At 61.5% G+C, this 26,764-nt stretch carries 25 protein-coding genes; 11 read left to right on the top strand and 14 right to left on the bottom strand.

What is annotated here, in order from left to right:
• Positions 1–558 (bottom strand): NAD(P)/FAD-dependent oxidoreductase (locus WAO69_RS06880; RefSeq protein WP_422177387.1); only part of this gene is annotated, 558 nt, incomplete at its 3' end.
• 61 nt (positions 559–619) lie between these two features.
• On the opposite strand from WAO69_RS06880, the gene WAO69_RS06875 reads away from it, so the two are divergent.
• Positions 620–1,633 carry a LysR family transcriptional regulator gene (locus WAO69_RS06875; RefSeq protein WP_422177385.1) on the top strand — a complete coding sequence of 338 codons (1,014 nt, stop codon included), beginning with the start codon at positions 620–622 and terminating at the stop codon, positions 1,631–1,633.
• A gap of 139 nt (positions 1,634–1,772) precedes the next feature.
• Here WAO69_RS06875 and WAO69_RS06870 read toward each other — a convergent pair whose 3' ends face one another.
• The 6 genes from WAO69_RS06870 to WAO69_RS06845 form a co-directional block, all read right to left on the bottom strand.
• Positions 1,773–2,780, bottom strand: a complete 1,008-nt coding sequence (locus WAO69_RS06870) for an isopenicillin N synthase family dioxygenase (RefSeq protein ID WP_422177383.1) — start codon at positions 2,778–2,780, stop codon at positions 1,773–1,775.
• Between the two features lie 129 nt (positions 2,781–2,909).
• Positions 2,910–4,205, bottom strand: coding sequence for an aspartate aminotransferase family protein (locus WAO69_RS06865; RefSeq protein WP_422177381.1), 1,296 nt, complete (start codon positions 4,203–4,205; stop codon positions 2,910–2,912).
• A gap of 15 nt (positions 4,206–4,220) precedes the next feature.
• Complete coding sequence (locus WAO69_RS06860; protein ID WP_422177379.1) at positions 4,221–5,327, bottom strand: mandelate racemase/muconate lactonizing enzyme family protein; 1,107 nt, start codon at positions 5,325–5,327, stop codon at positions 4,221–4,223.
• Complete coding sequence (locus WAO69_RS06855) at positions 5,324–5,911, bottom strand: dimethylsulfonioproprionate lyase family protein (protein WP_422177377.1); 588 nt, start codon at positions 5,909–5,911, stop codon at positions 5,324–5,326. The genes WAO69_RS06860 and WAO69_RS06855 overlap by 4 nt, the downstream gene beginning before the upstream one ends.
• Positions 5,908–6,990, bottom strand: a complete 1,083-nt coding sequence (locus tag WAO69_RS06850; RefSeq protein ID WP_422177375.1) for an alcohol dehydrogenase family protein — start codon at positions 6,988–6,990, stop codon at positions 5,908–5,910. The genes WAO69_RS06855 and WAO69_RS06850 overlap by 4 nt, the downstream gene beginning before the upstream one ends.
• The gene (locus WAO69_RS06845) at positions 6,987–9,440 is read right to left on the bottom strand and encodes an FAD-dependent oxidoreductase (protein WP_422177373.1); all 2,454 of its coding nucleotides are present in this window, start codon (positions 9,438–9,440) and stop codon (positions 6,987–6,989) included. The genes WAO69_RS06850 and WAO69_RS06845 overlap by 4 nt, the downstream gene beginning before the upstream one ends.
• Positions 9,441–9,507: 67 nt before the next feature.
• Between WAO69_RS06845 and WAO69_RS06840 the strand changes: the two genes are divergently transcribed.
• The 3 genes from WAO69_RS06840 to WAO69_RS06830 all read left to right on the top strand — a co-directional run bounded on the left by WAO69_RS06840 (position 9,508) and on the right by WAO69_RS06830 (position 11,979).
• Positions 9,508–10,395 (top strand): MurR/RpiR family transcriptional regulator, encoded by an 888-nt coding sequence (locus WAO69_RS06840; RefSeq protein ID WP_422177371.1) that lies wholly within the window; start codon positions 9,508–9,510, stop codon positions 10,393–10,395.
• The gene (locus WAO69_RS06835; RefSeq protein ID WP_422177369.1) at positions 10,392–11,480 is read left to right on the top strand and encodes an aromatic ring-hydroxylating oxygenase subunit alpha; all 1,089 of its coding nucleotides are present in this window, start codon (positions 10,392–10,394) and stop codon (positions 11,478–11,480) included. The genes WAO69_RS06840 and WAO69_RS06835 overlap by 4 nt, the downstream gene beginning before the upstream one ends.
• A gap of 118 nt (positions 11,481–11,598) precedes the next feature.
• Positions 11,599–11,979, top strand: coding sequence for a carboxymuconolactone decarboxylase family protein (locus tag WAO69_RS06830; protein WP_422177367.1), 381 nt, complete (start codon positions 11,599–11,601; stop codon positions 11,977–11,979).
• 328 nt (positions 11,980–12,307) lie between these two features.
• Here WAO69_RS06830 and WAO69_RS06825 read toward each other — a convergent pair whose 3' ends face one another.
• The 4 genes from WAO69_RS06825 to WAO69_RS06810 form a co-directional block, all read right to left on the bottom strand.
• The gene (locus tag WAO69_RS06825; protein ID WP_422177365.1) at positions 12,308–12,643 is read right to left on the bottom strand and encodes a hypothetical protein; all 336 of its coding nucleotides are present in this window, start codon (positions 12,641–12,643) and stop codon (positions 12,308–12,310) included.
• A 254-nt stretch (positions 12,644–12,897) separates the two neighbouring features.
• Positions 12,898–14,232, bottom strand: a complete 1,335-nt coding sequence (locus WAO69_RS06820; RefSeq protein ID WP_422177363.1) for a sensor histidine kinase — start codon at positions 14,230–14,232, stop codon at positions 12,898–12,900.
• The gene (locus tag WAO69_RS06815; RefSeq protein ID WP_422177361.1) at positions 14,229–14,906 is read right to left on the bottom strand and encodes a response regulator transcription factor; all 678 of its coding nucleotides are present in this window, start codon (positions 14,904–14,906) and stop codon (positions 14,229–14,231) included. The genes WAO69_RS06820 and WAO69_RS06815 overlap by 4 nt, the downstream gene beginning before the upstream one ends.
• A gap of 257 nt (positions 14,907–15,163) precedes the next feature.
• Positions 15,164–16,051 (bottom strand): LysR substrate-binding domain-containing protein, encoded by an 888-nt coding sequence (locus WAO69_RS06810; protein ID WP_422177359.1) that lies wholly within the window; start codon positions 16,049–16,051, stop codon positions 15,164–15,166.
• A gap of 111 nt (positions 16,052–16,162) precedes the next feature.
• Here WAO69_RS06810 and WAO69_RS06805 point away from each other — a divergent pair, with 111 nt between their 5' ends.
• From WAO69_RS06805 to arsB, 7 genes are all read left to right on the top strand, one after another.
• The gene (locus WAO69_RS06805) at positions 16,163–17,713 is read left to right on the top strand and encodes a trimethylamine methyltransferase family protein (protein ID WP_422177357.1); all 1,551 of its coding nucleotides are present in this window, start codon (positions 16,163–16,165) and stop codon (positions 17,711–17,713) included.
• Positions 17,710–18,645: a ketopantoate reductase family protein gene (locus tag WAO69_RS06800; protein ID WP_422177355.1), complete on the top strand. Its 936-nt coding sequence runs from the start codon at positions 17,710–17,712 to the stop codon at positions 18,643–18,645. The genes WAO69_RS06805 and WAO69_RS06800 overlap by 4 nt, the downstream gene beginning before the upstream one ends.
• Complete coding sequence (locus tag WAO69_RS06795; RefSeq protein ID WP_422177353.1) at positions 18,642–19,487, top strand: fumarylacetoacetate hydrolase family protein; 846 nt, start codon at positions 18,642–18,644, stop codon at positions 19,485–19,487. The genes WAO69_RS06800 and WAO69_RS06795 overlap by 4 nt, the downstream gene beginning before the upstream one ends.
• 128 nt (positions 19,488–19,615) lie before the next feature.
• Positions 19,616–20,458 (top strand): helix-turn-helix domain-containing protein, encoded by an 843-nt coding sequence (locus tag WAO69_RS06790; RefSeq protein WP_422177351.1) that lies wholly within the window; start codon positions 19,616–19,618, stop codon positions 20,456–20,458.
• A gap of 6 nt (positions 20,459–20,464) precedes the next feature.
• Entirely contained in the window at positions 20,465–21,463 is a 999-nt protein-coding gene (locus WAO69_RS06785) for an ArsJ-associated glyceraldehyde-3-phosphate dehydrogenase (RefSeq protein WP_422177349.1), read from the top strand.
• Positions 21,460–22,725: an organoarsenical effux MFS transporter ArsJ gene (gene arsJ / locus WAO69_RS06780; protein ID WP_422177347.1), complete on the top strand. Its 1,266-nt coding sequence runs from the start codon at positions 21,460–21,462 to the stop codon at positions 22,723–22,725. Before WAO69_RS06785 ends, arsJ begins: the two co-directional genes overlap by 4 nt.
• Positions 22,722–23,732 carry an ACR3 family arsenite efflux transporter gene (arsB, locus tag WAO69_RS06775; RefSeq protein ID WP_422177345.1) on the top strand — a complete coding sequence of 337 codons (1,011 nt, stop codon included), beginning with the start codon at positions 22,722–22,724 and terminating at the stop codon, positions 23,730–23,732. Before arsJ ends, arsB begins: the two co-directional genes overlap by 4 nt.
• A gap of 232 nt (positions 23,733–23,964) precedes the next feature.
• Here arsB and WAO69_RS06770 read toward each other — a convergent pair whose 3' ends face one another.
• From WAO69_RS06770 to WAO69_RS06760, 3 genes are all read right to left on the bottom strand, one after another.
• Positions 23,965–24,825, bottom strand: coding sequence for a TauD/TfdA family dioxygenase (locus WAO69_RS06770; RefSeq protein ID WP_422177343.1), 861 nt, complete (start codon positions 24,823–24,825; stop codon positions 23,965–23,967).
• A 26-nt stretch (positions 24,826–24,851) separates the two neighbouring features.
• Positions 24,852–25,643 (bottom strand): SDR family NAD(P)-dependent oxidoreductase, encoded by a 792-nt coding sequence (locus WAO69_RS06765; protein WP_422177341.1) that lies wholly within the window; start codon positions 25,641–25,643, stop codon positions 24,852–24,854.
• Positions 25,640–26,764: AMP-binding protein (locus WAO69_RS06760; RefSeq protein WP_422177339.1), on the bottom strand; the 1,125-nt coding region annotated here is incomplete at its 5' end. The genes WAO69_RS06760 and WAO69_RS06765, both read right to left, overlap by 4 nt.

The following is a 26,764-nucleotide window of genomic DNA, read 5'->3' as shown; positions in this document are numbered from 1 at the left end:
CCAGCTGTCGTCCTTGTGCTGGCTCAGAGCTGTGACGGGCGTGTTGCGATAGACCTCTGCTCCGGCCTTGCGGGCGTGAAAGGCCAGTGCCTGGCACAATTGAGCCGGGTCGATATCGCCATCCTCCCCGTCCCAAAGCCCACCCAGCAGGTTCTCGGTCGAAATCAGCGGATGTCGGCGCGCGCATTCCTCGGCGTCGATCACCTCGTACTCTACTCCCATACCGCGGGCCATCGACGCGAAGTGGCGATAGCCCTGCATCTGCGCCTCGGTATTCGCCAGCCGGATGCCGCCGTCGCCATGGTGATATCCCACGGGGTATTCGGGATCATCACGCAGCTTCTTGTAAAGCGCGATGGAATGGCTTTTCAGCCCGACCATCGTCTGATTCATCCCGAAATTCGTGACCTGCGCCGCCGAGTGCCATGTTGTACCGCTGGTCAGTTCGTCGCGTTCCACCAGAACGACATCGCTCCAGCCCTCCTGGGTCAGGTGATAAAGCGTCGAGCAGCCTGCAATGCCGCCGCCGATGACAACAACTCGGGTCCGGGATTTCATCTGATACTCGCGTTCTGGACTGGACCTGCACAGAGTGCCAGATAAACGATCCTTGGAAAAAATGTTTTATGAGCGATATTACCTCGGAATATCGGAGGTATTGACCGTGTCTCTTTCCCTGCGCGCGATGCGCTATGTTCAGGCGGCCCTGCGATCGGGCAGCATCACGGCCGCCGCGGACGCCATGCATGTGGCACCTTCGGCCATCGCTGCAGCCCTCGATCAGGCCGAGGATGCCTTTGGTATGGCGCTGGCAACGCGGGCTCGGGCCAAGGGTGTGTTCCCCACATTGGCCGGACGCGACGTTCTGCGACGCATCGACCACCTGTTGGAACGCTATGACGCCATGATGACCGATGTGTCCGACCTGCAGTCCGCACTCTCTGGCAGATTGGCCATCGGCTACAACGCGCCAATCGCGCCGGCGTTTGTTCCCGAGATTTGTGCACCGCTCCTTGCCGCGCATCCCGAGGTCTCGCTGTCCCTGACCGAAGGTGACAACACATCCATTCAAAAAGGGCTTCTTGACGGGCAGTTTGACGTGATCATCTTTGTGGCCGAAGTGCCAAATCCACAGATCGCAACGCAAACACTGATCTTTGCACCGACGTATTGCCTGTGTCCGGCGGATCATGCCATCGCGTCGGGCGGTGCCGTGTCGGTGTCGCAAATCATCGCCGAGCCGCTGATCCTTCTGGACCGACCTGCGGCGCGTGGATACTACATGCAGCTGCTGGAACAAAGCGGAGAGGCGTTCCGCATCGTCGCCACCGCCAACTCGACCGAGATGGTGCGTTCACTGGTTGCCGCCGGACTTGGGGTGTCACTTTTGAACATGCGCCCGCGCGACGTGCGGCCTTACGCGGGCCGCGAAATCCGCTGTGTTCCGGTATCAAGGACCGCGTCAGAGGCGGCGTCGGGCGTCACGCTTTCGCTGGGGTTCGCGCCGGGTCCGAAACGGCGACTGGTGCACTTGTTCGTCGAGGCATGCGCCGCGTTCTTCGATGGGCCGAAGGCGGTCGACCTGATCGTGCTCGATGCCGTTCGGGAAGAACAGGCCGCGTTGACTCTCTGATTTTGCACCCATGCTTCATATCCCGTCATGGATTTCGAAACTTAGCGGGCAGTGTTTGCAAACCGGGGCTTTTGTACCGGCGCAGGTCTAATGGAAACGCCCGATTTCCGACATGTTGCAGCAAAGGTTCGCAGGATGATCAGAGCGTAGCCGTCTTGATCCCGCGAGGCTGGCGCAGATGGGCGATACCCTTTTGCTCGACAAATCTTGTCGTCGCTTCCCACAGGTGATCGCCGTAGTTGATCGGTTCGAATGGCGTGCCGATCCCTTCGATCGGGGCGATGACCGCATCGATGGACGGCTCGAAAAAGAACGGCACCGAAAAACGCCGTGTCCCCTGTCCGATGACGCGGTGCACCGTTGCCCGGATCGCACCACCCGTCCAGCGTTCAAGCAGCTTGCCAAAGTTCACGGCCAGCGATCCCTCGCGCGGGGCTACCGAGATCCATGTGCCATCCCGCATCTGCGCCTGAAGTCCCTCGACCCCGTCCTGTGCCAGCAATGTGACAAACCCGCTATCCGCATGAGCCGCCCCCAGCAAGTAATAGGGCTTTGCGTCATGGGTCACCTCGAAGGCCGCGCGGTCCGCACCAAAGCTCTGTTCAGAGCGCGGCGGATAGTGGATCAGCCGCAGGGTCGAGCTTTCCTGCGCAAAGGCCGCTTCGAACCGGGTCTCGGGCAGCCCGAGACCGCGCGCCAGGGAACGCAGCAGCACCTGGCCCGTCTGGGACATTTCCTTGTAATAGCCCTCGCAGGCCGCGCGCCAATCCGGCAGATCCGGCATGGGCGTGTGTTCGGTCAGCGGGTCGGACGGGTCTGTCGGGCGATCGGGATGGACAAGATCCGCACCGATGTCGATGCCTTCCTTATAGGTCGGATGTCCATCCTGCAGTGGGAACCAGCCGCGATAGACATTGCTGTTTTCAGGGGCAAAGTTCTGTCGCGTCAGGGCGCGTTTGTCCGCATCGGCCAGATCAAAGATCGACAGCATGCGACGGCGCGTCCGGGCAGACAAGACATCATTGGGCAGGCCTGTGATCGTCATGAAGCCCACCTCGGAGGCCGCTTGCTGGATCTGCTTGTCAACGGCATCTCGCGCCGCGCCAGCGCCGGCAAACAGGGGTGCTATGTCAATTTCGGGGATCACTGCGCTGTCCTTTCGGGTTTCGTGTGTTGCTGCATCAAGTCCGGTGCTGCCAGATGGATGGGGAAACGCGCGCAAACCAACGCCGCTGCCCTGCGACTTGCTCGACTGGATCGCCAATCTGCTGCCAGGTCAATCCCGCTGAGGCGATATCTGCGCTGCAAGGATCGCCGCCGCCTGCGTGACCGCAATCCGGGTGTGTTCCAGATCCTGTTCGCTCAGGGCAAGGCTGGGATAGAGCTTGCCCGGGGATTTGAAGATCCCGCGCGCACGCAGTTCCGCATTGTAGGTCACGCCATGGGCCGGGTCGCGGTGCCTGGCGCTGCGATAGTCGATACAGTCGGCTTCGGTAAAGAAGATGTCGAACAAGGTCGCATCACCGCAGATCTGGTGCGCAATGCCCTGCGCGCGCAGCGCCTCGGCCTGCATATCCTGCAAGCGCTTCCCAAGCGAGCGCAGGCGGTCGTATTGACCCTCCCGCCCAAGCACCTCCATCGTTTTCAGCCCTGCGACTGCCGCGATGGGATTGCCGGAAAGGGTTCCAAGCTGCATCAGCCATCTATCTGCGCCGACCACAGCCTTGTCGAAATGCGCCATGATCTCGGCGCTGGCACCCAGGGCCGCCAGGGGAAAACCGCCGCCGATGATCTTGCCCAGCGTACAGATGTCAGGGATCACGCCATAACGTTCCTGCGCGCCGCCATAGGCCAGCCGGAAACCGGTCACGATCTCATCGAAGATCAGCAGGATATGGTGCTTGTCGCACAGATCCCGCAGCCCTTGCAGGAAACCGGGCCGCGCCGGGATGATGCGCTGCAACGGCTCGACGATGATGGCGGCGACATCCGGGTTCTCATCCAGCAGCGAGGCCACAGCCGCAAGATCGTTGAACGGCGCGATCAGCATCTGATCCGCCACCCCTTGCGGAATGCCAGCGCTGTCGGGCACGGCTTGCGGGAAATTGACCGCTGTTGCCGGAGCAAGGCTCATCTGCGCCTCGGCACTCATGCCGTGATAGCCACCTTCGAATTTGAGGATCTTGTCACGCCCCGTGAACGCGCGGGCAAGGCGCATGGCATACATATCCGCCTCCCCGCCCGAAGTGACAAAGCGCACCTGTTCGCAGCACGGCACGGCCTCGACGATGGCCTCGGCCAGCTCAATGCCCTTGGTGTTGTTGGCAAAGAAGGTCATGCCCCTAGGCAGTTGTTCCAGAACTGCCTCCATGACCTCGGGATGGCCATGGCCCAACAGCATGGGGCCCGATCCGATCAGATAGTCGATGTATACATGGCCATCTTCGTCCCAGACATGGGCACCCTCGCCGCGCGCGATCAGAATGCCGGGATCGAAATTGCCAAAGCCGCCCGCAGGCAGAACGGCCTGGGCGCGGGCGATCCATTCATTCTGGGTGTGAAGTTTGTTCATCAGAGCCATCCGTTGTCATGTGTAAACCGCCACGGGTGCGCCCAAAGCGTCCTCATCGGGGCGAACCCCAAGCCCGGGCGTATCCGGCGGCGTGGCAAACCCGCCGAGATTGCGCGCGCCCTGGCCCGGCACCGGATCAACGGCGAGGTGCTGATGGCAAAGCCAGCTGGCCAGACGGTACGCATCCGGGGTCGCGGATGCCAGATGGATCGCGGCGGTATCGGCCAGAGCAGACCCGCCCAGATCTTCAATATGCATCTGCCAGCCGACAGAGACTCCGAAGTCGCGGATCTGAAGGGCCTTGGTCAGCCCGCCTACGCGGTTCGGTTTGACCTTGATCCCTTCACATGCCTGCAACTGCCAGGCGTTGAGGTGATCCTGAAACGTATGCAGGCACTCATCCAGCATGATCGGGTTGGCCACTCTGCGTGCGACATGAGCGCATTGCTCGAGTGTTTCACAGGGCTGTTCCACCCAGTCGCGCGCGGCGACCGAATTGAGAACCTGAACGGCCACCGCCGGCGTCCAGGCGCGATTGATATCGAAGGTCAGCTTGTCGCCTGTCGGCAATGCGGCGGAAATGGCTTCGATCCGCGCGATGTCGACATCTGTGTCATGCCCGCCCAGCTTGGCAGAATGAACCCGGTACCCGATCTCACGCGCCTTGTGAATGCGAGAGATCATCTCTTCCGGGGTTCCGGTGGAAATGGATGAATTGATGGCAACGGGCTGGGCCTTGTCGCCTCCGAACAGCTGCCAGAGCGGCAGGCCCGCAACCTGACCCAGAATATCCCAGCAGGCGATGTCTATCGCGGATTTGACATAGAGATGGCCAGGAAGCTGGACATCCATCGCTTCGTTCACGGCACGCAGCGCGCGCGGATCGCGGCCAAGAACGGCCGGTGCCAGGGTCGCGATCCCCGCCCTGATGCCGGGGCCATGCGCGGGCAGATAGGTCGTGCCCCAGGGACATCCCTCGCCCCAGCCGCTGATCCCTTCATCCGTGTCGATGCGCACGAAGGTGCTGTCCAGCATTTCGAACTTCAGCCGCCCACCGGACAGCCAATAGGGATGCTCAAGCGGCAGATCGACCTGGAAAACCGTGATACGGGTAATTTTCATGCGCGCCCCATTCGTGGCAGTCCGGTCAGCCCCGCGCCCCGCCAAAGGACAAGGGTCAGTACCGGGCTGTCGGTGGTTGTCATCGCGTGAGGTTGGTTTGATCCATGGGTCCGTATGTCACCGGGACCCAGGACCTTGGACTCGACGCCTTGCGCTTGGAACAAGGCGCTGCCTGAAACGATATAGTAAAGTTCCTCTGCTTCATGCAGGTGCCAGTCATATACAAGCCCATGACCCCAATACGCGATATAGGCCCTGATCTGGTCGGACTGAAAATGCCCGCTCGGCCCGATCAATTCGAAATACCCGTAGCGTGCCAGAAAATCGGCACCAACCTCTTGCTCGGTATAGGTCTGCTGCCAGTCTGCATAGCCGGCCACAGCCTGCACCGCGCGGTGCAGTTCGGCAGACGCACCGGTATGGTCCAGGTCGTATTCGGCAAGGATCTCCACCACCGGCAAGGGTGTATGCGCCTTCTCGACGAAGGTGATCGCAGGCCAGCCCGCAAACTCCATCAACTCAGGCTCAGCGGCAACCAGCCCTGTTGCCACCGCGTAAAAGTGATCGAAAGCTTCTGCTGTCATGGGGTCACCACGATGTTGCCTGTGTGGCGTTTCTCAATGAAGGCGGCTTGCGCGTCCCGGAGTTCTTCAAGCGGATAGGTCGCGGCCAAGGCGGGCAGGATCTCGCCTTCCTGAATGTAGCGGATCAGGTTTTCGGTTACCTCCGGGTCGATCACGGTCGAGCCAAAGAACGTCAGATCGCGCAAGTAAAGCGTGCGCAGATCAAGGCTGACCATCGGCCCGGCAATTGCGCCGGAACAGACATATCGCCCGCCGCGCTCCAGAACATCGATCAGATTGGGCCAGTTCGCCCCGCCCACGACATCCGCCACAACAGTGACCCGGTCGGCTCCAAGAACCGCGGGCAAATCCGCAGGGGCGCGGCCCAGCACCCGGTCCGCCCCAAGGGCCGTCACATCGGCGTGCTTGGCCTCGGATGCCATGGCGATCACCCGCGCACCGCGCCGTTTTGCCAGTTGCACCAGCGCGCCGCCCACCCCGCCCGAGGCACCCGGCACCAGCACCGTGTCATCGGGGCCGACGCCGGCACGGGTCAGCATGCCTTCAGCCGTGGAATACGAGCACGAAAACGTGGCCAGCTCCGCATCCGTCAGGTCTGATGTCACCGCCAAAGCGTTGGTGGCGGGGATGGTGGTGTATTCGGCAAACCCACCATCGCGTTCCGAACCGAAATACCCGCTCTTGTTCATGTCCAAAGGATCATCCGCGTCTCGCAGCCAGTTGTCGGTGATGACACGCTCGCCGATGCGGCCTGCATCGACCCCCGCCCCGACCGCAACGATATGACCGCACACATCCGCCCCCTGAATACGCGGAAAGCGGATCGGTGCACCGCCCCATGTCGGGTCTTCGTCACTGACACTTTCGAACGCGCCGCCGGTGGTCGCCTCGGTCACCGCCTTGGAATACCAGCCCGACCGCGTGTTCACATCCGTGTTGTTCAGCCCGCAGGCCCCGACCCGGATCAGCACCTCGCCCGCAGCCGGATCGGGGCGCGGCCAGTCTTCATGCAGAACCATCACGTCCAGATCGCCATGCCCCATCGTGACCATGGCGCGCATTGTTGGTGGTAAACTCATTGTGCTGCTTCCAGGATAGCATCTTCGCGGGGCAGCAGGCTTTCGGGATCGTAAGCAGGCGCGCCCAGAACACGACCCTTGCGGGGCTTGCCTGCGATGATCACGCTGACCTCCGTCCCTGGAAAATTGGCATGGGGTTTGACATAGGCAAAGGCAAGGATCTTGCCGACCGTATGCCCATAAGCCACGGACGCGGTTGATCCGACAACCTTGCCATCCAGCAAGACGGCCTCGCCGCCATGTCCGTCAACCTCACCATCCGGTTCGATCTCCAGATAGGCGCAGACCCATGGCAAATCGGTGTTCAGGGTCTTGTCGCGCCCCAGATACTCCTTGTCCGTGCGGGCAAAGCGCAGCACGTCCGCCTCGGCCAGCGTGACCTCGTTGGTCAGCTCCCCTGCCCCCTTGAACCCTTTTTCCATCCGCATGACGTTCATCGCGAACGAGCCGTAATCGGCAATGCCATGCGCCTCACCCGCCGCCCAGAGCGCAGTGTAAACGTCAAGGCAGGCGGCATTGGGCATATGGAATTCCCAGCCAAGCTCGCCGGCATAGGACATGCGGAAAGCCCAGATCTTGTGACCCGCCACGGTGATTTCCTGCGCCGAGAGCCAGCGGAAAGCGGCATTTGACAGATCCGCGTCGGTGCAACCGGCCAGCACATCGCGCGCGCGCGGCCCATTGAGCGACAAAGCCGACCATTCGGCAGACAGGGCGGTGACAGTGACATCCTCGCCTGCGCGGTTCTGTGCGAGGTGATCCAGCAGACGCTGTTCAAAGAAGGCCGCACAGACCAGGTAAAACCGATCTTCAGCCATGCGCACGATCGTTGTTTCCAACTCGATCCGCCCGCGACGGTTCAGCATATGCGTGAGCGTGATCGAGCCCGTTTTCTGCGGCATCCGATTGGCGGTCAGCCGGTCCAGCAATGCATATGCATCCGGCCCGGCGACTTCGACTTTCGTGAAGGCCGTTACATCCATGATGCCCACGGCTTCGCGCACGGCCCTGACCTCTGCACCGACGACATCATGCACGGCGTTGCGCCTGAAGGAATAGTGATCCTGTTGCGCGACCCCGTTCCGGGCGAACCAGCGCGGGCGCTCGAAGCCATAGACTTCCTCATGAACCGCGCCCTTGGCCTTGAGCACCTCATAGAGCGGCGAGGGTTTGATCGGCCGGCCCGCCATGCGGTTGAAATGCGGGAACGGGATTTCATGGCGCAGGCAGTAATCCTCGTGCGCCTTGGTGACTTGCCATTCCTTTGTGGCATAGCTGCCAAAGCGGCGCGGGTCATACTCGCGCATCGAGATATCCGCCGCCCCATGCACCATCCAGCGCGCCAACTCGCGGGTCAAACCGGGGCCCCAACCGATCCCGATCTGCGTGCCGCAACAGCACCAATAGTTCTTTACCCCCGGCGCAGGACCGATCATCGGGTTGCCATCGGGGGGATGCGAAATGGCCCCATGCACCTCGCGCTGGATGCCGAGGTTCGCAAAGATCGGCATTCGGTTCAGGCTTTCCTCAAGCCAGGGCATGACGCGGTCATAATCCGAATCAAACAACCAGTTCTCATAGTCCCACGGGCACTGATCGTGCCAGACCGAATTCGGGTTTTCCTTTTCATAGATACCGATCAGCCCGCGTTTCTGCTCCATCCGGATATAGCCCGAGACCTTGCGATCATCGCGTATCACTGGAAGTTCCCTGTCGAGAGCTTCGAATTCAGGGACCGGCTCGGTCACAAAGTAATGGTGCGTCATCGACGTCATCGGCAGTTGCAGGCCCGACCATTCACCCATCTGGCGCGCGTAAGTTCCACCGGCATTCACCACATGTTCGCAAGTGATCGTGCCCTTCTCGGTCTCAACCACCCATTCGCCGCTTGGCGCTTGGGTGATATTGGTGGCGCGGCACTGGCGGAATATCCGCACACCTTTCTGACGCGCGCCCGCCGCCATGGCCATTGTCACATTGGTGGGGTCCACATGGCCATCGTCCGGCGTGTGCAAAGCCCCCAGCACACCGTCGAGGTTGTAAAACGGATGCAGCTCGGCAATCCATTCCGGCCCGACCAGTTCGATGTTGAAGCCCAGTGAGCGACCCACGGAAAGCGTGTGGCGCAGCCAGTCCATCTCATCCTCGGTATAGGCCAGTCGGAAGGATCCGCAGCCATGCCAGGTGACCGGCTGGCCCGTCTCGGCCTCAAGCCCGCCGGAATAAAGGCCAATGTTGTAATCCACGCATTTGCCAAGGCCGAAGCTGGATGTTGAATGGGTGATCTGCCCGGCCGCATGCCATGTGCTGCCGCTGGTCAGTTCAGCCTTCTCCAGCAGGACGGTCTCAGCCCCCCAGCCTTCATGCCCCAGATGATAGGCAAGGCCTGCGCCCATGACGCCTCCACCAACAATGACCACACGTGCATGGCTAGGAAACTCGGCGACCATGGGCATCTCCCTTGCGAGTCGATTTTTCTCTCGACACGGTAAGCGAACAAAAATACCATCGTCAATCATGAATGGGACAAATGTATCATCCGAGATTCTGGAACGGCTTGCCGAAGAGCTTTCCGACCTCACACCAGAAGCGCGCAAGGCGGCGACCTATGTGCTGGAAAACCCCCGCGATGTGGGCGTTTCCACCGTGCGCGAGATTGCCGAGGCCGCGCGGGTCAAGCCCAACACCATCGTGCGCATGGCGCGTCAGGTGGGCTTTGAAGGCTATGACGATTTTCGCGCGCCCTTTCGCGAGGCGATCCGGCGCGGAGCCGTCGATTTCCCTGATCGGGTCCGCTGGCTGCAGGACATCCGCAAGTCGGACGATCTGGGCGAGCTTTATGCCGACATGGTCACCGAGGCGATCCGCAACATCGAAGAGACCTTTGCCGGCATTGGCGTCACGGCGCTGAAAGATGCCGCCGAGGCCATCTGGGCCTCGCGTCGGGTCTATGTGCTGGGTGTTGGCGTGATGAATGCGAATGCGCGCAACTTCACCTATCTTGCCTCGACCGGCATGACGGATTTTCATGCCATCCCGCAACTGGGATCGACGGCGATAGACGACCTCGCCCGCGCAGATGGGCGCGACGTGCTGATCGCCATGACCTGCCGCCCCTACCGCACCGAAGTCGTGGATGCCGTGCGTATCGCCGCCGAGCAGGGCGTCAGGATCATCGGAATTTCCGACAGCCCGGCCAGCCCGGCCATTCGCGCGGCCGAGCACGGCTTTGTTGTCGCGGCAGACACGCCGCAGTTCTTCCCCTCCTCTGTCTCAACCATCGCATTGCTGGAAACCCTGCTCAGCTTCGTCATCGCCGTGGCAAGCGATGAAATCGTCGACAGGGTTGAGAGTTTCCACCGCCGCCGCCATCAACTTGGCCTTTATCAGCAGGATCCCGAATGACACCACAGCCTCAGGCCCTGCGGTCGCTTGAAGCCAGATATTACACCGATCCTGCCGTTTTCGCGGCAGAGACAGAGGGGCTTTTGGCCCGTACCTGGCAGTTCGCGGGCCATGCGTCGCAACTTGCAAACACCGGAGACTATTTCGCCTTCGAGATGGCCGGTGAAAGCCTGTTTTGCATCAAGGGCCGCGATGGAGAAATCCGCACCTTCTACAACGTCTGCCAGCACCGCGCGCACCAGTTGGTGAGCGGCGCGGGGACCACTCGGGTCGTGGTCTGCCCCTACCACGCCTGGACATATGAACTGACAGGCCAGTTGCGCGCCGGACCCAATATCAAGGTGGTGGAAGGCTTTGACAAATCCACCGTCTGCCTGACCCAAGTGCGCACCGAACTGTTCTGCGGCTTCATCTTCGTCAATCTGGACAAGGACGCGAAACCGATGGACGAGTGGTTCCCGAATGTGCGCGCGGAACTGGCAAGTTTTGTGCCCAACTGGGCCGAACTGAAACCGCTGGAGTGGGTGGAGATACCCGAAAACTGCAATTGGAAAGTCTCGGTCGAGAACTACTCGGAATGCTATCACTGCACCCTGAACCATCCGACCTTTTCCACCGGTGTGATCAAACCCGAAACCTATGACATCCAGCCCCAGGGCTATTGCCTGCGCCACACGACCGAAAGCACCAGCCTTGACCAACTCAGCTATGACATAGACAGCGGATTTCCCAACAATGACAAATACTCCAGCTGGTTTCTCTGGCCCATGTTCTCGTTCCAGGTCTATCCCGGCAATCTGCTAAACACCTATCACTGGCGCGCGGTGGATGCCGATCACGTGGTGGTCTGGCGCGGATGGTATTCTGTGGGCGGCGAAGACAACGAAACCGTGCGCCGCATGGCCCAACAAGACCGCGCCACAACCGTGGAAGAAGACATCCACCTTGTCGAAAGCGTTCAGCGCGGGCTGAAATCACGGGGCTATGTGCCGGGGCCATTGGTCATTGATCCCAACTGCGGGGTGAACTCGGAACACTCGGTCATGCATCTGCAACGCTGGATGCGCGAGGCGGTCGACGATTGAGCCAAGGCCCTGTTGGCACAGCGCCAAAGGCCAAGCTGCGGACACAAGGACAGGATCGTCGCAATCAGGCTTGGCTGGGTGCTAGAACGGAATGACAATCAAATTGAAAGGCTGAGCCATGAGCGCATTCGACGAAGATCTGTTCCTGAAGGGACTGGAGCAACGCAAAGCCACCCTCGGTGCCGAATATGTCGAGAAGAACCTCGCCGCCGCGGATGATTTCACCCGCCCGTTTCAAGAGGCCATGACCGCCTGGTGCTGGGGCTTTGGCTGGGGCGATGATGTCATCGACGCCAAGACGCGCTCGATGATGAACCTGTCGATGATCGGCGCATTGGGCAAGATGCACGAATGGGAAATCCACTGCCGCGGGGCGATCAGCAATGGCGTCAGCCAGGACGAGCTTCGCGCCATCATCCATGTGATCGGCATTTATTGCGGCGTCCCCCAGGCGCTCGAGTGTTTCCGCGTCGCCCGCAAGGTGCTCGACGAGGCGTGATCTGGCCCGCGCCCCATGGGGGGCTGACCAGGAGCATCAGGGGCACCCGGCCCGGGGGCGGTGGTGCCAGATTCCGGGGTTTTGCGACGGATCGTCGTTTTGGCCGCACGTGTTCAGCTGCGACAATCTCTGCCCTCAGCGAAGGCCGAGAAAGCCCAGCATGAACGCGACGACGATCACGAGGCCAACGAGGTATATGATCCGGTTCATTGCATTCCTTTTGTGCCAAGAGTGGTCAATGCCCACCTGCGCCCACCTGCGTCGCCAATCTTGGCACATCGGAATTCCTGCAAAAATGATATCGATCAATATCCGCAAAGCGCCGCCGTCAGTCGTAGCGATGGGTGAACGTGATAATTGAACCGTCGGCGCGGGTCAGGCTGCGGGCATAGATCTCGCGTGGTCCGGGATCATCATCGACAAAGCCGGTGACGATGACGTTTTCACCCACATCGGCGGGCACCCAGTTTGGCCCGACATAGATGCGGATCTGGCCGCTGGAATCGGCAAGGCGGAATTCATCCTCGTCGGTGATCCGCTCGACCGTGCCCTGAACGGTGACCATGCTGCCCCGCTTCGCCTCGGCGATGGGGGTGATCGAGTCGGCGAGGACCGCGGTCGAGGCTAGCGCGCCAAGAAGCGCGACAGTGGCAAGAAGTTTCATACATAAGCCCCTATGTGTCTTGATGAGGGATCAGTCCAAAGCGACAATCAGCAGCACGACAAGCGCCACGCCGCCAAGGACCAGCCACAGCTTGGGCATGCGGATCTCGACCTCGCCGGACAGCCATGTCTTCGCCTATTTGATGTCGAATTTCTGAACGTTGTTCATGGTCATCTCCTGTGTTTCGCGGGATCATTCATTGATCCCATGACACAGGATATGCCGGATGAGTCTGACGGCAGTCTGACCGCGCGTCAGAAACCTGGCGGCTCGTAATGCAGGATGAAACTGGCCCCCCCGTCTTCGGGCGGGTCAACCTCAACACGACCGCCCTGCCCTTTCTGGACACGATCCACGATGGCAAGCCCAAGCCCTGCGCCACCGGGTACGGCACCCACGCCGCGCCAGAAGGGCTTGAACATCTCGGGCCCGGCATCACGTGGAAGGCCCGGACCGTGATCGCGCACATGGATCGCCGGGCCCGGGCGCACCGCGATCTCGACAAGGCCCGGACCGCCATGCAGAATGGCGTTCTCGATCAGGTTGGACAACGCAACCTCGACGCCCTCGGGATTGGCCTGCGCAAGAACCGGCTGCTCGGGTATGTCCAGCGCCAGTTCCACCCCCCGGTCATAGGCAAAGGGCGCAAGCGCGGCCGTAACCGCCCGCGCCACCTCGCAGAGATCAACCGCCCGGTCCTCGGCCACCTCCAGCCGGTCCGCACGGGACGAGGCCAGTACCTGCGTCACCGTGCGCGACAAGGCCGAGATATCGGCACGCAATCTCTGCGTTGTCTCTCCCGGCGCCAGCGCGTCCAGCCGCGCGACCAGAACCGCCACGGGCGTGCGCAGGGCATGCGCGACCTCTGCCGCGTGGCGGCTCTCGGCCTCCAACGCGCCCGACAGGCGATCAAGCGCGCGCTGCGTGGCATCGACAAGATCGGCCACCTCGCCCGGAAGATCCCCGATCGGCGGCGCTGGCACCGCCGCACCGGGGCGCAAATCGCGCGCCCAAGCCGCCGCCGCGGCAAGAGGTGCAAGGCCCCGCCGGATCAGCAGGAAATTCAACCCGATCAAGACCACGACAACCGGCACCATCGGCACGCCGACATGACGGTAGAACTCGCTCAGGAAGGCCCGCGCAAGCAGGCCCGCCGGATCGCCCGCCATGACAAAGACCATGCGCAGCCCATCGTTGCGCCCGCTGAACTCGTGCCCTGCCACGATCAGGGGTGCATCGAGCCGTTCCAGCCGCGTCACCCAGTCATCGGCAAAGATGGCGGCAGCCACGGGCGGGATCAGGGCGGGGTTCATCACCTCCAGAACTTCGCCGCTCCGATCGACAAGGGCAAAGGCATAGGCTTCGGGGTGATCAGCAAAGATCTCGCGCACGGGCGCGTCAGACGGAAGTTCCGTTCCCTCCAGCGCCTGATCCATCCGATCGACCATCTGTTCGATCGCCTCGGTCTCCAATTCACGCCGGTCAAATCCATAGTAAAGCGCAACCGCAACCACGTTCAGAAACACGACAAGGCCCGCCATCAGCGCCAGCCGCCGGGTCAGGACCTGCACCAAGGGGCGCGCGGTCATGCGGCAGCCTCACGCGGGAGCATCCAGCCGATGCCGCGCACGGTCACGATAGGCAGCGGGCACCCCGCCCGTTCCAGCGCCCGGCGCAGTCGCGACACTGCCGCATCCAGAGCGTTGGGCGTCACCTCGTCATCCAGAGTGTAAAGCGCGTCCTCAAGCACGGCGCGCGAAGCCACACGCCCGGCGCTGCGCATAAGCTGTTCCAGAACCCCCAGTTCACGGCGGCTCAACGGGATCGGCCTGTCGCCCAGGCTTGCAGAACGCGCCACCGTGTCCAGGACCAGCGGGCCCACGCGCAATTGCCTGGCGAGGCGCTCACCGGGCCTGCGCAACACGGCGCGGCAGCGTGCGATCAGTTCCTGCATCTCGACCGGTTTGACCACATAATCATCCGCCCCACCATCCAGACCCGCCAACCGGTCGCTCAGTTGATCACGCGCCGTCAGCACGATCACCGGCACCCGGCCGCCATCTCGCAGCTGCGCCAACAGCGTCAGCCCATCGCCATCGGGCAGGCCCAGATCAAGGATGACCAGAGCGAAATCCGAAATCGCAGCGATCTCGCGCGCATCCGATGCGGTGCCGGCATGGTCAACGCTGAACCCGGCCCGCCCCAGCGCATCCATGACAGCTTCGGCCAGGGGTGGGTGATCTTCTACCAGCAAGACGCGCATGCAATTGACTTCTGTAAGGGGCCGCACCGTGGACCACACCGGGCCATCACACCGTTCAAGATAGAAGCGGCCGCCTCGGTGCCCAATACCCATGAGCAACCCATCTGATGCCGCAACGCATGAATGACCTTATGGCCACCGGACCTGACGGCAACCTGACGAGGTGCCCCCGGCCGAACGTGACCGAACCACGCCGCAACCGCGCGGCTTCCCCCACAGAGCCCAGTGGCGCCTCAGACACACATCTCCTCGCCTTCTCAAGAGAGGGCACTGTCCAAAAGCCAGCGCATGACCAAGGCCACTTCGGCCGTTCGCGCGCCGCCGGGTTTGGCCAGCAGATAGAAGGATCGCTTTGGTTTCAGCTCGACATCGAACGGCTTGACCAGCACACCCGCCTCCAGGTCCCGCCGCATGAAGGGGAAAATCCCCAGCGATACCCCCTGCCCGTCAAGAGCGGCCTGCATGACGGTATTTGTATCCGTAATGATGATGTCTTCTTTCAGGGCAAGATTTTCACACCCGGCACGCTCGAACCACGCATTCCATTCCGATCGGTCCCGCTGATGAATGATCGGATACCTCATCAGGTCTCTCGGGCTGGCCAAACCACCGCGCTCGGCCAGAAGCTGCGGGCTCAGTACAGGGGCATAGGTGATATCCACCAGACGGTGGCTTTCCAGACCCGACCAGTTGCCAACGCCCCAATCAACGGCCAGATGCGAGGACATCATGACCGCATCGGTGATCCGAGGGCTGTCCTGCAGGATCAGGTCGATATTGGGCAGGTCCCGGCGAAACTGCGCAAGGCGCGGCACCAGCCAGCGGCTTCCGAAAATCGGACCGACAGCCAGGGTCACGGTCTTGCGGGTGCTCTGCGCGCGCGGCTCGATCTCGGCCCGGATATCGTCAAAGGCTTTTGTCAGCACGGTGCTCAGCGACCGCCCCTCGTCGGTCAACACCACCGCCCGTGTCTTGCGAATGAACAGCTTGCAGCCCCAGTCGCGCTCCAACTCGCGGATCTGATTGCTCACCGTGGTGGCGCTGACGCAGAGTTCCTCGGCGGCATCCTTGAAGCTGAGCCGTCTGGCCGCGACCTCAAAGGTACGCAAGGCAGTCAAAGGCAGCTTTTTCGGCATGTGTGGCATGTCTGGCGCGCCTTATGACAACAGTTTTCTTTATCTATAACCGACAGACAAATTGTTTGTCGAGCCATCCGAGGACAACCAATGTGAGCGCATCAGGAGAATGCAGCAGCCATGGACAAAGCAGCGCGAACCCCACCCCGTCGACGCTCGGGAGGCCGACGCAAAACCGCGGATCCGCAGGTCGCGGAAAAGGTCAGGCGCACAGCACCCAGTGCCGGACGTCTCAATCCGCTGAGCAGTCACGATCTGGAAAGGGTGCATGGCGCAGCGCTGGATATCCTAGCGCAGATCGGCATGAGCGAGGCTCCCGCGGTGGTCGTGCAGGCCCTCACGGCACGGGGCGGGGTATTGACCGAAGATAAACGTCTGCTGTTCCCGAAGGCGCTGGTGAACGAGGCGCTGGCAGGGCTGCGCCGTGGCTTTGTGCTGTTTGGCAGGGCTCCGGGACAGGATCTGGACATGAGCGGCGCGCATGTCCACGCCGGATCGGGCGGCGCGTCTCCAAACATCGTGGATATGCTGGACGGCAGCTACCGCATGTCGACACTGGCCGATCTCTATGACGCGGCGCGGCTGGTGGATACGCTCGAACACGTCGGGTTCTTCGCACGTTCCATGATTGCGGGCGATATGCAGACCACCCGTGATCTGGACGTGAACACCGCCTTCGCCTCATTGGCGGGCACATCCAAACATGTGATGGTCAGCGCCAGCCACGCCGAGCATGTCGCTGATATCGCGCAGATCTGCTATGCTCTGGCCGGATCACAAGAGGCATTCCGCGCGCGGCCATTCCTGTCGCTCAACATCAATCACGCCGTACCGCCCTTGCGCTTTGACGCCGAAGCCTGCGAGGTGATTGCGGCAGCCGTTGCCGCAGGCATCCCCGTGATGGTCAACACATTCGGGCAAATGGGAGCCTCCAGCCCGGTCACGATCGCAGGCTGCCTGGCCCAGACACATGCCGAAACGCTGGCGGGAATGGTCTTTGCCTGGGTTCTGGATCCTGATGTGCGCGCCATCTATGGCGCGCGCCCGATGGTCACGGACCTGCGCTCGGGCGGGATGGCGGGGGGCAGCGGGGAACAGGCGATCCTGACGGCGGCGGCAACACAGATTGCCCGCCATTGCGATCTGGCGAACTCGACCATAGCCGGTGCCACGGACAGCAAGCTGGCCGATGCGCAAGCAGGATACGAAAAAGCATTGTCAGTCGCCCTGGCCGCCCAGGCCGGAGCCAATCTGATCACCCAAGCCGCAGGCACGCAGGCGGGCCTGATGGCAACCTCTTTCGAAGCCTATGTCATCGACAACGACATGATTGGGGCAATCCTGCAATCCGCCACTCCGATCGAGGTCAGCGATGCCACCCTGTCCACGGATGTGATCGCCCAGACCGTGCGCGGCGAAGGCCACTTTCTGGGTCATGCAGACACCTATGCCCGGATGAAATCCGATTTCGTCTATCCCGCCCATGCCGATCGCCAGCCCCCCGACGCCTGGCTTGCCAGCGGTGCCCCCAATATCAACACATCCGCGCGCAACACCGTCAGGGACACGCTGGCGCGGCACTTTCCCCGCCACATCAGCGCCGAGGTCGAGCAGGAACTCCGGGCGCGCTTCGATATCCGCCTGCCCGCATCAAGGATGACGCCCGCATGAAAATCGCAGTGATCGGCGTTGGCGCGATGGGATCGATCTATGCGGCCTTGCTTGCCGATGCCGGCCACGAGGTCTGGGCCGTCGACACATGGGGCGCACATGTAGATGCGATCAACACAACAGGCCTGCGAGTTCAGGGGGCCAGCGGCGACAGAACGCTCACAACCATACGCGCCACCACTGAGATCACCGATGTTGGCACCTGCGATCTGTGCATCCTTGCCACGAAAGCCGCCGGGGTCGGACCAGCCGCCCAAGCCGCCGCCCCGGTGATCGGGCCGGATGCAACGGTTCTGACCATTCAAAACGGGCTTGGGGCGGGCGAGCGCATCGCGCAACACATACCCGCGCACACTGTCCTGCTGGGTGTCGCGGATGGCTTTGGAGCCTCGATGAAGGGACCGGGTCACGCACATCACAACAGCATGAAACTGATCCGCATCGGAGAGATAAACGGCGGCCTGAGCCAGCGATTGCTCCGCATCGAGGCCATCTGTCAGGAGGCCGGCTTCAACGCCCGAGCGTTTGAGAACATCACCCAGCTGATCTGGGAAAAATTTCTCTGCAACGTCACCTTCAGCGCACCCTGCACGGCATTCAACGTCACGGTCGGGGAATTGATGGATCATCCTGATCATTGGCGCATCGCGCTGGGAGCCATGCTGGAAGCGCATGCAATCGCGCAGGCAAAACACGTGCAACTGTCCTTTGACGACCCCGTCGCCTATGTCACGGCCTTTGGAGCAAGCCTGCGCGGCGCGCGCCCGTCCATGCTTCTGGATCACATGGCAGGTCGGGTGTCTGAACTGGACGCGATAAACGGGATCGTCCCGGTCATGGGGCGCGCATGTGATATCGCAACGCCCTATAATGACACGCTCACAGCCATTCTGCGTCAACGCGGAGCGGCATTCTCGAAGGTCAACACATGAACATCGGCTCGTTTCTCTTCAAAGGTCAGGCGCTTTATGGGGTTTTCCGGGGCAAGACCGTCGCCCCCGCCAGCCCGGATCTGATCGCGCGGTATCCCACCCTGCGCGCGTTGATCGAGGCGGGCAGAGTCGCAAGCCTGAAAGACCCCGCGAACCTTGCCACAGACGTGTCGAACACCGAGATCACATTCCAACCGCCCATTCCAAACCTGCGCAAGATCATCTGCGTGGGCATGAACTATCCCAAACCCTATCCCGTTGACGGTGTGGCACCTCCCAACCCCGAACACATCATCCTGTTCGGCAAGGAACGCGAAACGCTTGTGGGACATGCAGAGGCGCTGCAAACCCCTCGTGGAACACCAGCCGACAGCTTTGACTTCGAGGGAGAAATTGCCGCCGTCATCGCAAAACCCGCGCGCCATGTGACACCGGAACGGGCGATGGAGCATGTTCTGGGCTATGCGCCCTTCAATGACGGGTCCGTGCGCGACTGGCAGAAACACTCGATATATGCGGGCAAGAACTTTGCCAATTCAGGCGCATGGGGGCCATGGATCACCACCGCCGATGCCCTGCCTCCCGTCGAGGACCTGCATCTCAGCGTCACCCTGAACGGCCAGTTGATGCAATCTGCCTATGGGCGCGAAATGATCTTTTCCCTGCCCGAGCAGATCGCCTATGCCTCATCTCTGTTCACGCTGCTTCCGGGCGACGTGATCGCAACAGGCTCGCCCGATGGCACCGGAGGCAGCCGAACACCAAAGCGATACCTGAAACCTGACGACTGCGTTTGCATCTCGGTTGAAGGCATCGGCACGCTGTCCAACACGGTCGCATAGCAAGCACCCGCAGCCCGGCCGCGGCATCCGCCCTCAGGCAGGAAGCGCCGCAGGGAGGTGCCTTTTGCCCGACAAACCGGGGCGGACCCCTCTTGACACGCCCGAATTATTTCCATTATTCACGAAATATGGAATCATTACTCACCGATCGACTGGCAACCCTCAGCCACCCCCAGCGGATGGCGGTGTTTCGGTTGCTCATGCGGCGCTATCCCGACGAACTGCCCGCCGGTGAAATCGCGACCGCCCTCGACCTCAAGGCCAGCACGGCATCGGTCTATCTCTCGGCGCTCACCCAGGTCGCGCTGATCTCGCAGCGCCGGGATGGCACGCGGCTGCTTTACGCGGTCAATCTGGACGCGGCGCGCGAGATTGTCTCCGGTCTCTTCGTCGATTGCTGCCGGGGCCGCGCGGATCTGTGCCCGCCGCAGGTCTCGGACCTGCTCACCAGCCTGTCTGCCCGGCCCGACAAGACATTCAACGTGCTGTTCGTGTGCACCGGCAATTCCGCCCGCTCGATCTTTGCCGAGACCATCCTGCGCGACATCGCAGGCGAGCGCTTCACGGCCTATTCCGCCGGCACCGCTGCTCGGTCGGACCTCAACCCCTTTGCCGTCGCACTGCTTGGCGCGAAGGGGCATGACACCTCCGGGCTGCGTGCAAAGTCCATCACCGAATTTCAGGGCAAAGGCGCACCCCGCATGGATTTCGTCTTTACCGTCTGCGACCGGGCCGCCAATGAAGACTGTCCGGTCTGGCCCGGCCAGCCGGTCTCGGGGCACTGGGGCCTGCCCGACCCGGTCAAGGCAACCGGCACCGATGCGCAAAAACGCCTGGCCTTTCAGCAAACCTACGCAGCCCTGCGCAACCGCATCAAGGCCTTCACCTCCCTGCCCTTCGAAAGCCTGGACGCTGGATCGCTGCAACGACATGTCGACGAGATCGGCAGGCAACCCGCGACACAGGAATGACATCTGATGACCACCTATGCTCTCAACGGCCTCGGTCGCATTGGCAAACTGGCGCTGCGCCCGCTTCTGGAACGCGGCGCCAGGATCGCCTTCATCAACGATGCCGTTGGCGATCCGGCGATGCATGCCCATCTGCTCGAGTTCGATTCCATCCACGGGCGCTGGCCAGCCACGTTTTCCGCCGATGACGATGCGATCACCATCGATGGCACCCGCATCCCCGTGACCAGCAGCCGCACAGTCCAGGACCTGCCGCTGGCGGGCGTGGATGTGGTGATCGATTGCACCGGAGCCTTCAAGACCGAAGCCAAACTCGCCCCCTATTTTGCGGCGGGCGTGAAGAAAGTCATCGTCTCCGCTCCGGTCAAGGACGGGCCAACGGCCAATATCGTCTATGGTGTGAACGATGACATCTATGACGCGGATATCCACCAGATCGTGACAGCCGCCAGTTGCACGACAAACTGCCTGGCCCCTGTGGTGAAGGTCTTGATGGACGGGATCGGCATCAAACACGGCTCGATCACGACGATCCACGACGTGACCAATACACAAACGATCGTGGACCGCCCCGCCAAGGATCTGCGACGCGCCCGCTCGGCGCTGACCAACCTGATCCCGACAACCACGGGATCGGCAACAGCCATCACGCTGATTTACCCCGAACTGACCGGCAAGCTGAACGGCCATGCGGTGCGGGTGCCGCTGCTGAATGCGTCGATCACCGACTGCGTCTTCGAAATGGCGCGCGACACCACGGTGCACGAGGTGAACGCCCTGTTCAAGGCCGCCGCCGAAGGGCCACTTGCGGGCATCCTCGGATATGAGACACGGCCCCTTGTGTCGTCCGACTATACCAACGACCCGCGCAGCAGCATCATCGATGCACCCTCGACCATGGTGGTGAACGGCACCCAGCTGAAGGTCTATGCGTGGTATGACAACGAATATGGCTATGCCCATCGCCTTGTGGATGTCGCCCTGATGGTTGGCGACAGACTGTGACACGTCCGGCAGGGTTTGCGGCCTATATCGCGGTCACGGCCGCCTACTGGGCGTTCATGCTGACCGATGGCGCGCTGCGCATGCTGGTGCTGCTGCATTTCCACACATTGGGGTTCTCGCCGGTACAACTGGCCTATCTCTTCGTGCTCTACGAGATCGCGGGTGTGATAACCAACCTGTCGGCGGGATGGATCGCGGCGCGGTTCGGACTGACCGTGACGCTCTATGCCGGGCTGACCTTGCAGGTGCTGGCGCTGCTGGCCCTTGCACAGCTTGATCCCGCCTGGGGCATCGGTGCGTCCGTGGTCTTCGTGATGCTTGTTCAGGGCCTTTCCGGTGTCGCCAAGGACCTTGCCAAGATGAGCGCGAAAAGTGCCGTGAAACTCCTGGCACCCAGCGACGGGGGCGGCCTGTTCCGCTGGGTGGCGCTTCTGACGGGATCAAAGAACGCAGTCAAAGGAGTCGGCTTTCTGCTGGGAGCGGCGCTGCTGGCGGTCTTTGGGTTCGTGCCATCGGTCCTTGGCATGGCGGCGATCCTTCTTGTCATCCTGATCGGCGTGGTGATCGGCATGCCCCGAGGTCTGCCGGTCGGGCGCAAGGATGCAAAGTTCTCCGAGGTCTTGTCCAAGAACCGCAACATCAACTGGCTCAGCGCCGCGCGGTTGTTCCTGTTCGGAGCGCGCGACGTTTGGTTCGTGGTGGGCATTCCGATCTATTTCTACGCCGTGCTCTCGGACGGCAGCACCGAAGGCAACCGGGCAGCCTTTTTCATGATCGGCACCTTCATGGCTGTCTGGACCATTTTTTATGGTGCCATACAGGGTTGGGCACCGCGCATCCTCAAGGCGGGTTCGCGCGCACAGGCCCAGCTTTTGATCCAGGCAAGACGATGGGTGGGTGTGCTGATCCTCGTGCCCGCCCTGCTGGCCGGTCTGGTCTGGCTGGCCCCGGCCCCATCCCCTGCACTGACTCTGGCAATTGTTGCGGGCCTGTTGGTCTTTGGCGGGATCTTCGCGGTGAATTCATCGCTTCATTCCTACCTGATCCTCAGGTTTACCGACACGAAACGCGTCACGATGGATGTCGGCTTTTACTATATGGCCAACGCGGCAGGCCGCCTTGTCGGCACGCTCTTGTCCGGCCTTACCTTCCAGCTGGGGGGACTGGCCTTGTGCCTTGGAACGGCGGCTGCGATGATCGCGCTGAGCTGGGTCTGTGTGTTGCAACTCAGAACGCTTGAACCTCGCCAGGCAACGGCATGAGCATTTTTGAAAGATACCTGTCGCTCTGGATCGCTCTGGCGATGCTGGGCGGTATCGTTCTGGGCAACCTGGCCCCGGGCCTGTTCACCTTGGTTGCGGCAGCAGAGGTCGCCAGCGTCAATCTGGTGGTTGCCGTTCTGATCTGGGCGATGGTCTATCCCATGATGGTTGGCGTGGATCCCCGGTCGCTGCGCGACGTGGCAAAGCAACCGCGCGGATTGATGATCACCCTCGTGGTGAACTGGCTGATCAAGCCCTTCACGATGGCAGCTTTGGCCGTGCTGTTCTTTCAATATGTGTTTGCGCCCTGGATACAGCCCGAGGATGCGATGCAGTATATCGCCGGATTGATCCTTCTTGGCGCGGCCCCCTGCACGGCGATGGTGTTCGTCTGGTCGCAACTGACCCGCGGAGACGAAACCTATACGCTGTTGCAGGTCTCGGTGAACGATCTGATCATGGTCATCGCCTTTGCTCCGATCGTCGCCTTCCTGCTGGGCGTGACCGACATAACCGTTCCCTGGTCCACATTGGTGCTGTCGGTCCTGCTGTTCATCGCGCTGCCGCTGGCCGCAGGCCTGATCACCCGCCGCCGCCTTGAGTCCAGGGCCGCAATCGAGGCATTGCAGGCCCGCGTGAAACCCTATTCCGTCATTGGCCTGATCGTCACGGTAATGATCCTCTTTGGCCTTCAGGGACAGGTGATCGTGTCCAAACCTTTCATCATCGCTTTGATTGCCGTACCGATCATTCTGCAAAGCTATGGGATCTTTGCGCTTGCCTACGCCGCGGCCTTCGCCCTGAAAGTGCCGCATCGCATAGCCGCACCCTGTGCGCTGATCGGCACTTCGAACTTCTTTGAACTTGCCGTTGCTGTCGCAATCAGCCTGTTTGGCCTGAACTCGGGAGCCGCCCTTGCGACCGTGGTCGGGGTTCTGGTCGAGGTGCCTGTCATGCTCACGCTTGTGGCCTTCGCCAATCGAACCCGGGCCCGGTTTGCCCCCTGAACCGCCCCCCCCAACGCTTTGGGCCATGCCTGTCTTGGTGACGGCTGACATCTTGCGCAAACCCGCAAGCGGATCACTCCTGCCGGCCGACTGACCAGAGACTGTGATCTGCCGGATGGCGGCTCAATCCCCGGCAAGACGGGGGTACAAAACAACCATCTGCCGCGCCAGCGCTGTACAAAACGGACAATTTGCGGCCCTCAGATGCGAAAGGCGAAAGAACCGCCGGCCTTCACAGACGCCCCATTCCGATGAACAGGGTTCTGTCCTGGTCCTTGATTGCCCGACGCCCATGCATGACACGCGTGTTGTCGATGACGGCGACATCTCCGTCCTGCCAGTTTATCTCCACAGTGCAAGTCTCTGCGATGTCTCGCAATTCCTTGATTTCATCAGCAGACACAACCGAGCCATCATCAAGCCTGTAAACGGGCGGTTCATAGTTATGGGAGGGGCCCAGGATTGCATTCGCAAAAGCCTTCCCATTTGACAAAGAAGACCCTCGCACAGGCGAAAGCCTGATCCTGTACTCAAGCGATCCGTCGTCGTTCAAGGTGAAATCCTGATCCGGGATCGCAGCTTTGAACTGAAGAACATGTTCATGCGTGACCTCTTCGGGTTCACTGATGGCGGGGTGCTGGTTGGCCAGGTATCGCTTCCACAGCGCCTCGGGCAGCGTCCGCGTGACCGTCATCCGTTGAGACCAGCGTTCCCGTTGCGCATGCGAGAACGCCTCATAGACATCACGACCATCGCAAATCGTGGTTTGCGACCCCTCAAAGGCGGCGCGCGCGCTGAAAAACGCCACGATATCGGGGCAAACAGGTGTTTTTCCGTTTTCGATGTGAAGGCCGATCGGGCCCAGACCGGCGTCAACTTTCTGGGTGTTCTTTTCCGTGTTTTCCCGAGCCGGATCAAAGGTGATGGTCCTGCACAGCTGCGCGGTGATCGCGCTGAATGCGGGCATGTCCATATCAAAGCCACGCAACATGGCCCATCCATCGGTTTTCAGATGGTCCTTGATTTTCAACAGAATTGCCGGATCGACAGTGGTGGTGCCCGCCTCAGACGCGCGGATGACATTGTAGCTCATGCAGGATGTCCTGTGATTTTCGAGTTTCAGGAAATGACCGACGGCTTGAGCGCCGCCAGTGTTTTGGGATCGCGCGCCTGAGCACCGACGGATTTGTCGACCAGGGATGGAAAGAGGCGCTGAACCTTGACGAAAAAGCGTTCCTTGCCTTTGGGAAAGCTCTCGCGCTTGCCTTTCAGGATCGCGTCCCACGCTTGGGACGCGACCGCTTCGGCGGTGTCGAGGGTCATATCCAATGGCTCCATCAATGCGCTGAATGCGCCTTCTGCAGCCGTGCGTGTTGCGCGCGGAGCGATATAGGTCACACCGATGCCGCTACCGGACAACTCGCGCCGCATGGCATCAGAAAAGCCCCGCAGTCCGAATTTGGTGGCCGAGTAACCCGCAAAGAACGGATAGGCGATATCGCCAAATACCGAACCTATGTTCACGATACGGCCCTTTGATACGCGCAAGGCCGGCAACAGATCCCGTGTCAGAGCCATCGGCGCGATCAGGTTTGTCTGTGCCATCCTCTCAAGGTCTCCGTCGGCCATATCTGCAAGATGACCGACAGCCAGCACACCCGCGTTGTTGATGAGTATATCCAGCGCACCATTGACGGCATCGACGATCAAGGCCCGCCCCTCAGGGCTGGTTACATCGGCCGCGACACAGCGAATGTTGCCTGAGGCACACATGAGCCTTGTCTCATCCAGCGTCTTCATGGTGCGTCCAACCGGGATCAGCTCGAACCCTTTGAGGGCGGCCTGAATGGACAGTGCCCTGCCAATTCCGGTGCCTGCACCGGTGATCAGAACCGTTTTCTTGTCGTTCATGATGCCATGCTTTCCTGTGTGAGGTTGAACGGCCGCGCAGGACGCGTGTTGATCAGGGATGCTGCGACAGATCGGTTGGGGGTTCCGACCGCAAACAGCAGGCCGGCCTCGGAAGGGTCTGTCACGATCAAAGCCGCTGGATGCGCATAGAGCGGCAAATCCGCCAGATAGGCGCCTATTTCGCATGGTGAAACCGGTGCCAGCGACACCACGATCAACACCAGCGCGCCATCCGAGTCTCGCAGACCCAAGGCGGAACTGACGATGCGCGGATCCACATTCACGCGCTGCTCGACCCACTCAGGTGAGATGTTGCGCCCTGCTCCGGTGACCAGGAGGGCGTCTTTGCGGCCATCGATGACCAGCCGATCCCCGTCAAAATGCCCAAGATCACCCGTGCGCCAAACATGCGGTGCCGCCTCTGCATTCAGATATCCGCTCATCACGGTCGGGCCGGACACGACGACCTCGCCATTCTCCAGGGTGACGGTAAGCCCGTCCAGCACCGCGCCGACTGTTCCGGGCTTGTTATCGCCCGGTCGGTTCATCGCAACCACCGCGCAGCATTCCGAAAGCCCGTATCCCTCATGGACAGGAATACCGACATCATGAGCGGCGTTGATCAAGGACGGCGGACATGATGCCCCGCCAACAGCCACGAACCGCAAGCTGTCATTGGCGCGCCGATTGCCGGCTTTCAAAGCATCAACCCACCGCCCCAGAATGGCCGGAGCCAAAAGGCTTGTGGTGGGGGCGAGCGTGTCAAAGGCATCGACCAGCGGCTGGATCGGGGCTCCGAACAGCGCCCTGGTTGCCTCAAAGCGGAAAACCGTTCTGGCACCGGCCATGATTGGCAGGAAGACGCCGCAGATCTGCTCCAAAAGCTGTGCAAGCGGCAGAATGGACAGATGCGTATCTGACGCATCCGCAGCAATCACGTCGCTGAGGGCCTGGAGCGAGGCCCCGATCTGGCGATCACCCAGCACAACGCCCTTGGGCGTGCCGGAAGAACCCGATGTATAGATGATCCGCTCAGCCCCACCCGCATAGGCGCGCAGGCCAGAGGTCTCGCGCGACTGTGCGGCGGGACTGATCAGCGCAAGATGCGGCAGTGCCGCAAA

The sequence above is a fragment of the Aestuariivita sp. genome (genome assembly GCF_049276915.1).
Classification (GTDB): domain Bacteria; phylum Pseudomonadota; class Alphaproteobacteria; order Rhodobacterales; family Rhodobacteraceae; genus Aestuariivita.
Note: the sequence above shows the minus strand (reverse complement) of the source record. Positions and strands in the feature narration are given on the sequence as shown.

Bases quoted from the DNA above. Each gene is read 5' to 3' on its own strand.
- WAO69_RS06875 (WP_422177385.1), top strand. From the start codon at position 620: ATGTTTTATGAGCGATATTACCTCGGAATATCGGAGGTATTGACCGTG.
- WAO69_RS06865 (WP_422177381.1), bottom strand. From the start codon at position 4,205: ATGAACAAACTTCACACCCAGAATGAATGGATCGCCCGCGCCCAGGCC.
- WAO69_RS06860 (WP_422177379.1), bottom strand. From the start codon at position 5,327: ATGAAAATTACCCGTATCACGGTTTTCCAGGTCGATCTGCCGCTTGAG.
- WAO69_RS06855 (WP_422177377.1), bottom strand. From the start codon at position 5,911: ATGACAGCAGAAGCTTTCGATCACTTTTACGCGGTGGCAACAGGGCTG.
- WAO69_RS06850 (WP_422177375.1), bottom strand. From the start codon at position 6,990: ATGAGTTTACCACCAACAATGCGCGCCATGGTCACGATGGGGCATGGC.
- WAO69_RS06845 (WP_422177373.1), bottom strand. From the start codon at position 9,440: ATGGTCGCCGAGTTTCCTAGCCATGCACGTGTGGTCATTGTTGGTGGA.
- WAO69_RS06840 (WP_422177371.1), top strand. From the start codon at position 9,508: ATGAATGGGACAAATGTATCATCCGAGATTCTGGAACGGCTTGCCGAA.
- WAO69_RS06835 (WP_422177369.1), top strand. From the start codon at position 10,392: ATGACACCACAGCCTCAGGCCCTGCGGTCGCTTGAAGCCAGATATTAC.
- WAO69_RS06830 (WP_422177367.1), top strand. From the start codon at position 11,599: ATGAGCGCATTCGACGAAGATCTGTTCCTGAAGGGACTGGAGCAACGC.
- WAO69_RS06825 (WP_422177365.1), bottom strand. From the start codon at position 12,643: ATGAAACTTCTTGCCACTGTCGCGCTTCTTGGCGCGCTAGCCTCGACC.
- WAO69_RS06820 (WP_422177363.1), bottom strand. From the start codon at position 14,232: ATGACCGCGCGCCCCTTGGTGCAGGTCCTGACCCGGCGGCTGGCGCTG.
- WAO69_RS06815 (WP_422177361.1), bottom strand. From the start codon at position 14,906: ATGCGCGTCTTGCTGGTAGAAGATCACCCACCCCTGGCCGAAGCTGTC.
- WAO69_RS06810 (WP_422177359.1), bottom strand. From the start codon at position 16,051: ATGCCACACATGCCGAAAAAGCTGCCTTTGACTGCCTTGCGTACCTTT.
- WAO69_RS06805 (WP_422177357.1), top strand. From the start codon at position 16,163: ATGGACAAAGCAGCGCGAACCCCACCCCGTCGACGCTCGGGAGGCCGA.
- WAO69_RS06800 (WP_422177355.1), top strand. From the start codon at position 17,710: ATGAAAATCGCAGTGATCGGCGTTGGCGCGATGGGATCGATCTATGCG.
- WAO69_RS06795 (WP_422177353.1), top strand. From the start codon at position 18,642: ATGAACATCGGCTCGTTTCTCTTCAAAGGTCAGGCGCTTTATGGGGTT.
- WAO69_RS06790 (WP_422177351.1), top strand. From the start codon at position 19,616: ATGGAATCATTACTCACCGATCGACTGGCAACCCTCAGCCACCCCCAG.
- WAO69_RS06785 (WP_422177349.1), top strand. From the start codon at position 20,465: ATGACCACCTATGCTCTCAACGGCCTCGGTCGCATTGGCAAACTGGCG.
- arsB (WP_422177345.1), top strand. From the start codon at position 22,722: ATGAGCATTTTTGAAAGATACCTGTCGCTCTGGATCGCTCTGGCGATG.
- WAO69_RS06770 (WP_422177343.1), bottom strand. From the start codon at position 24,825: ATGAGCTACAATGTCATCCGCGCGTCTGAGGCGGGCACCACCACTGTC.
- WAO69_RS06765 (WP_422177341.1), bottom strand. From the start codon at position 25,643: ATGAACGACAAGAAAACGGTTCTGATCACCGGTGCAGGCACCGGAATT.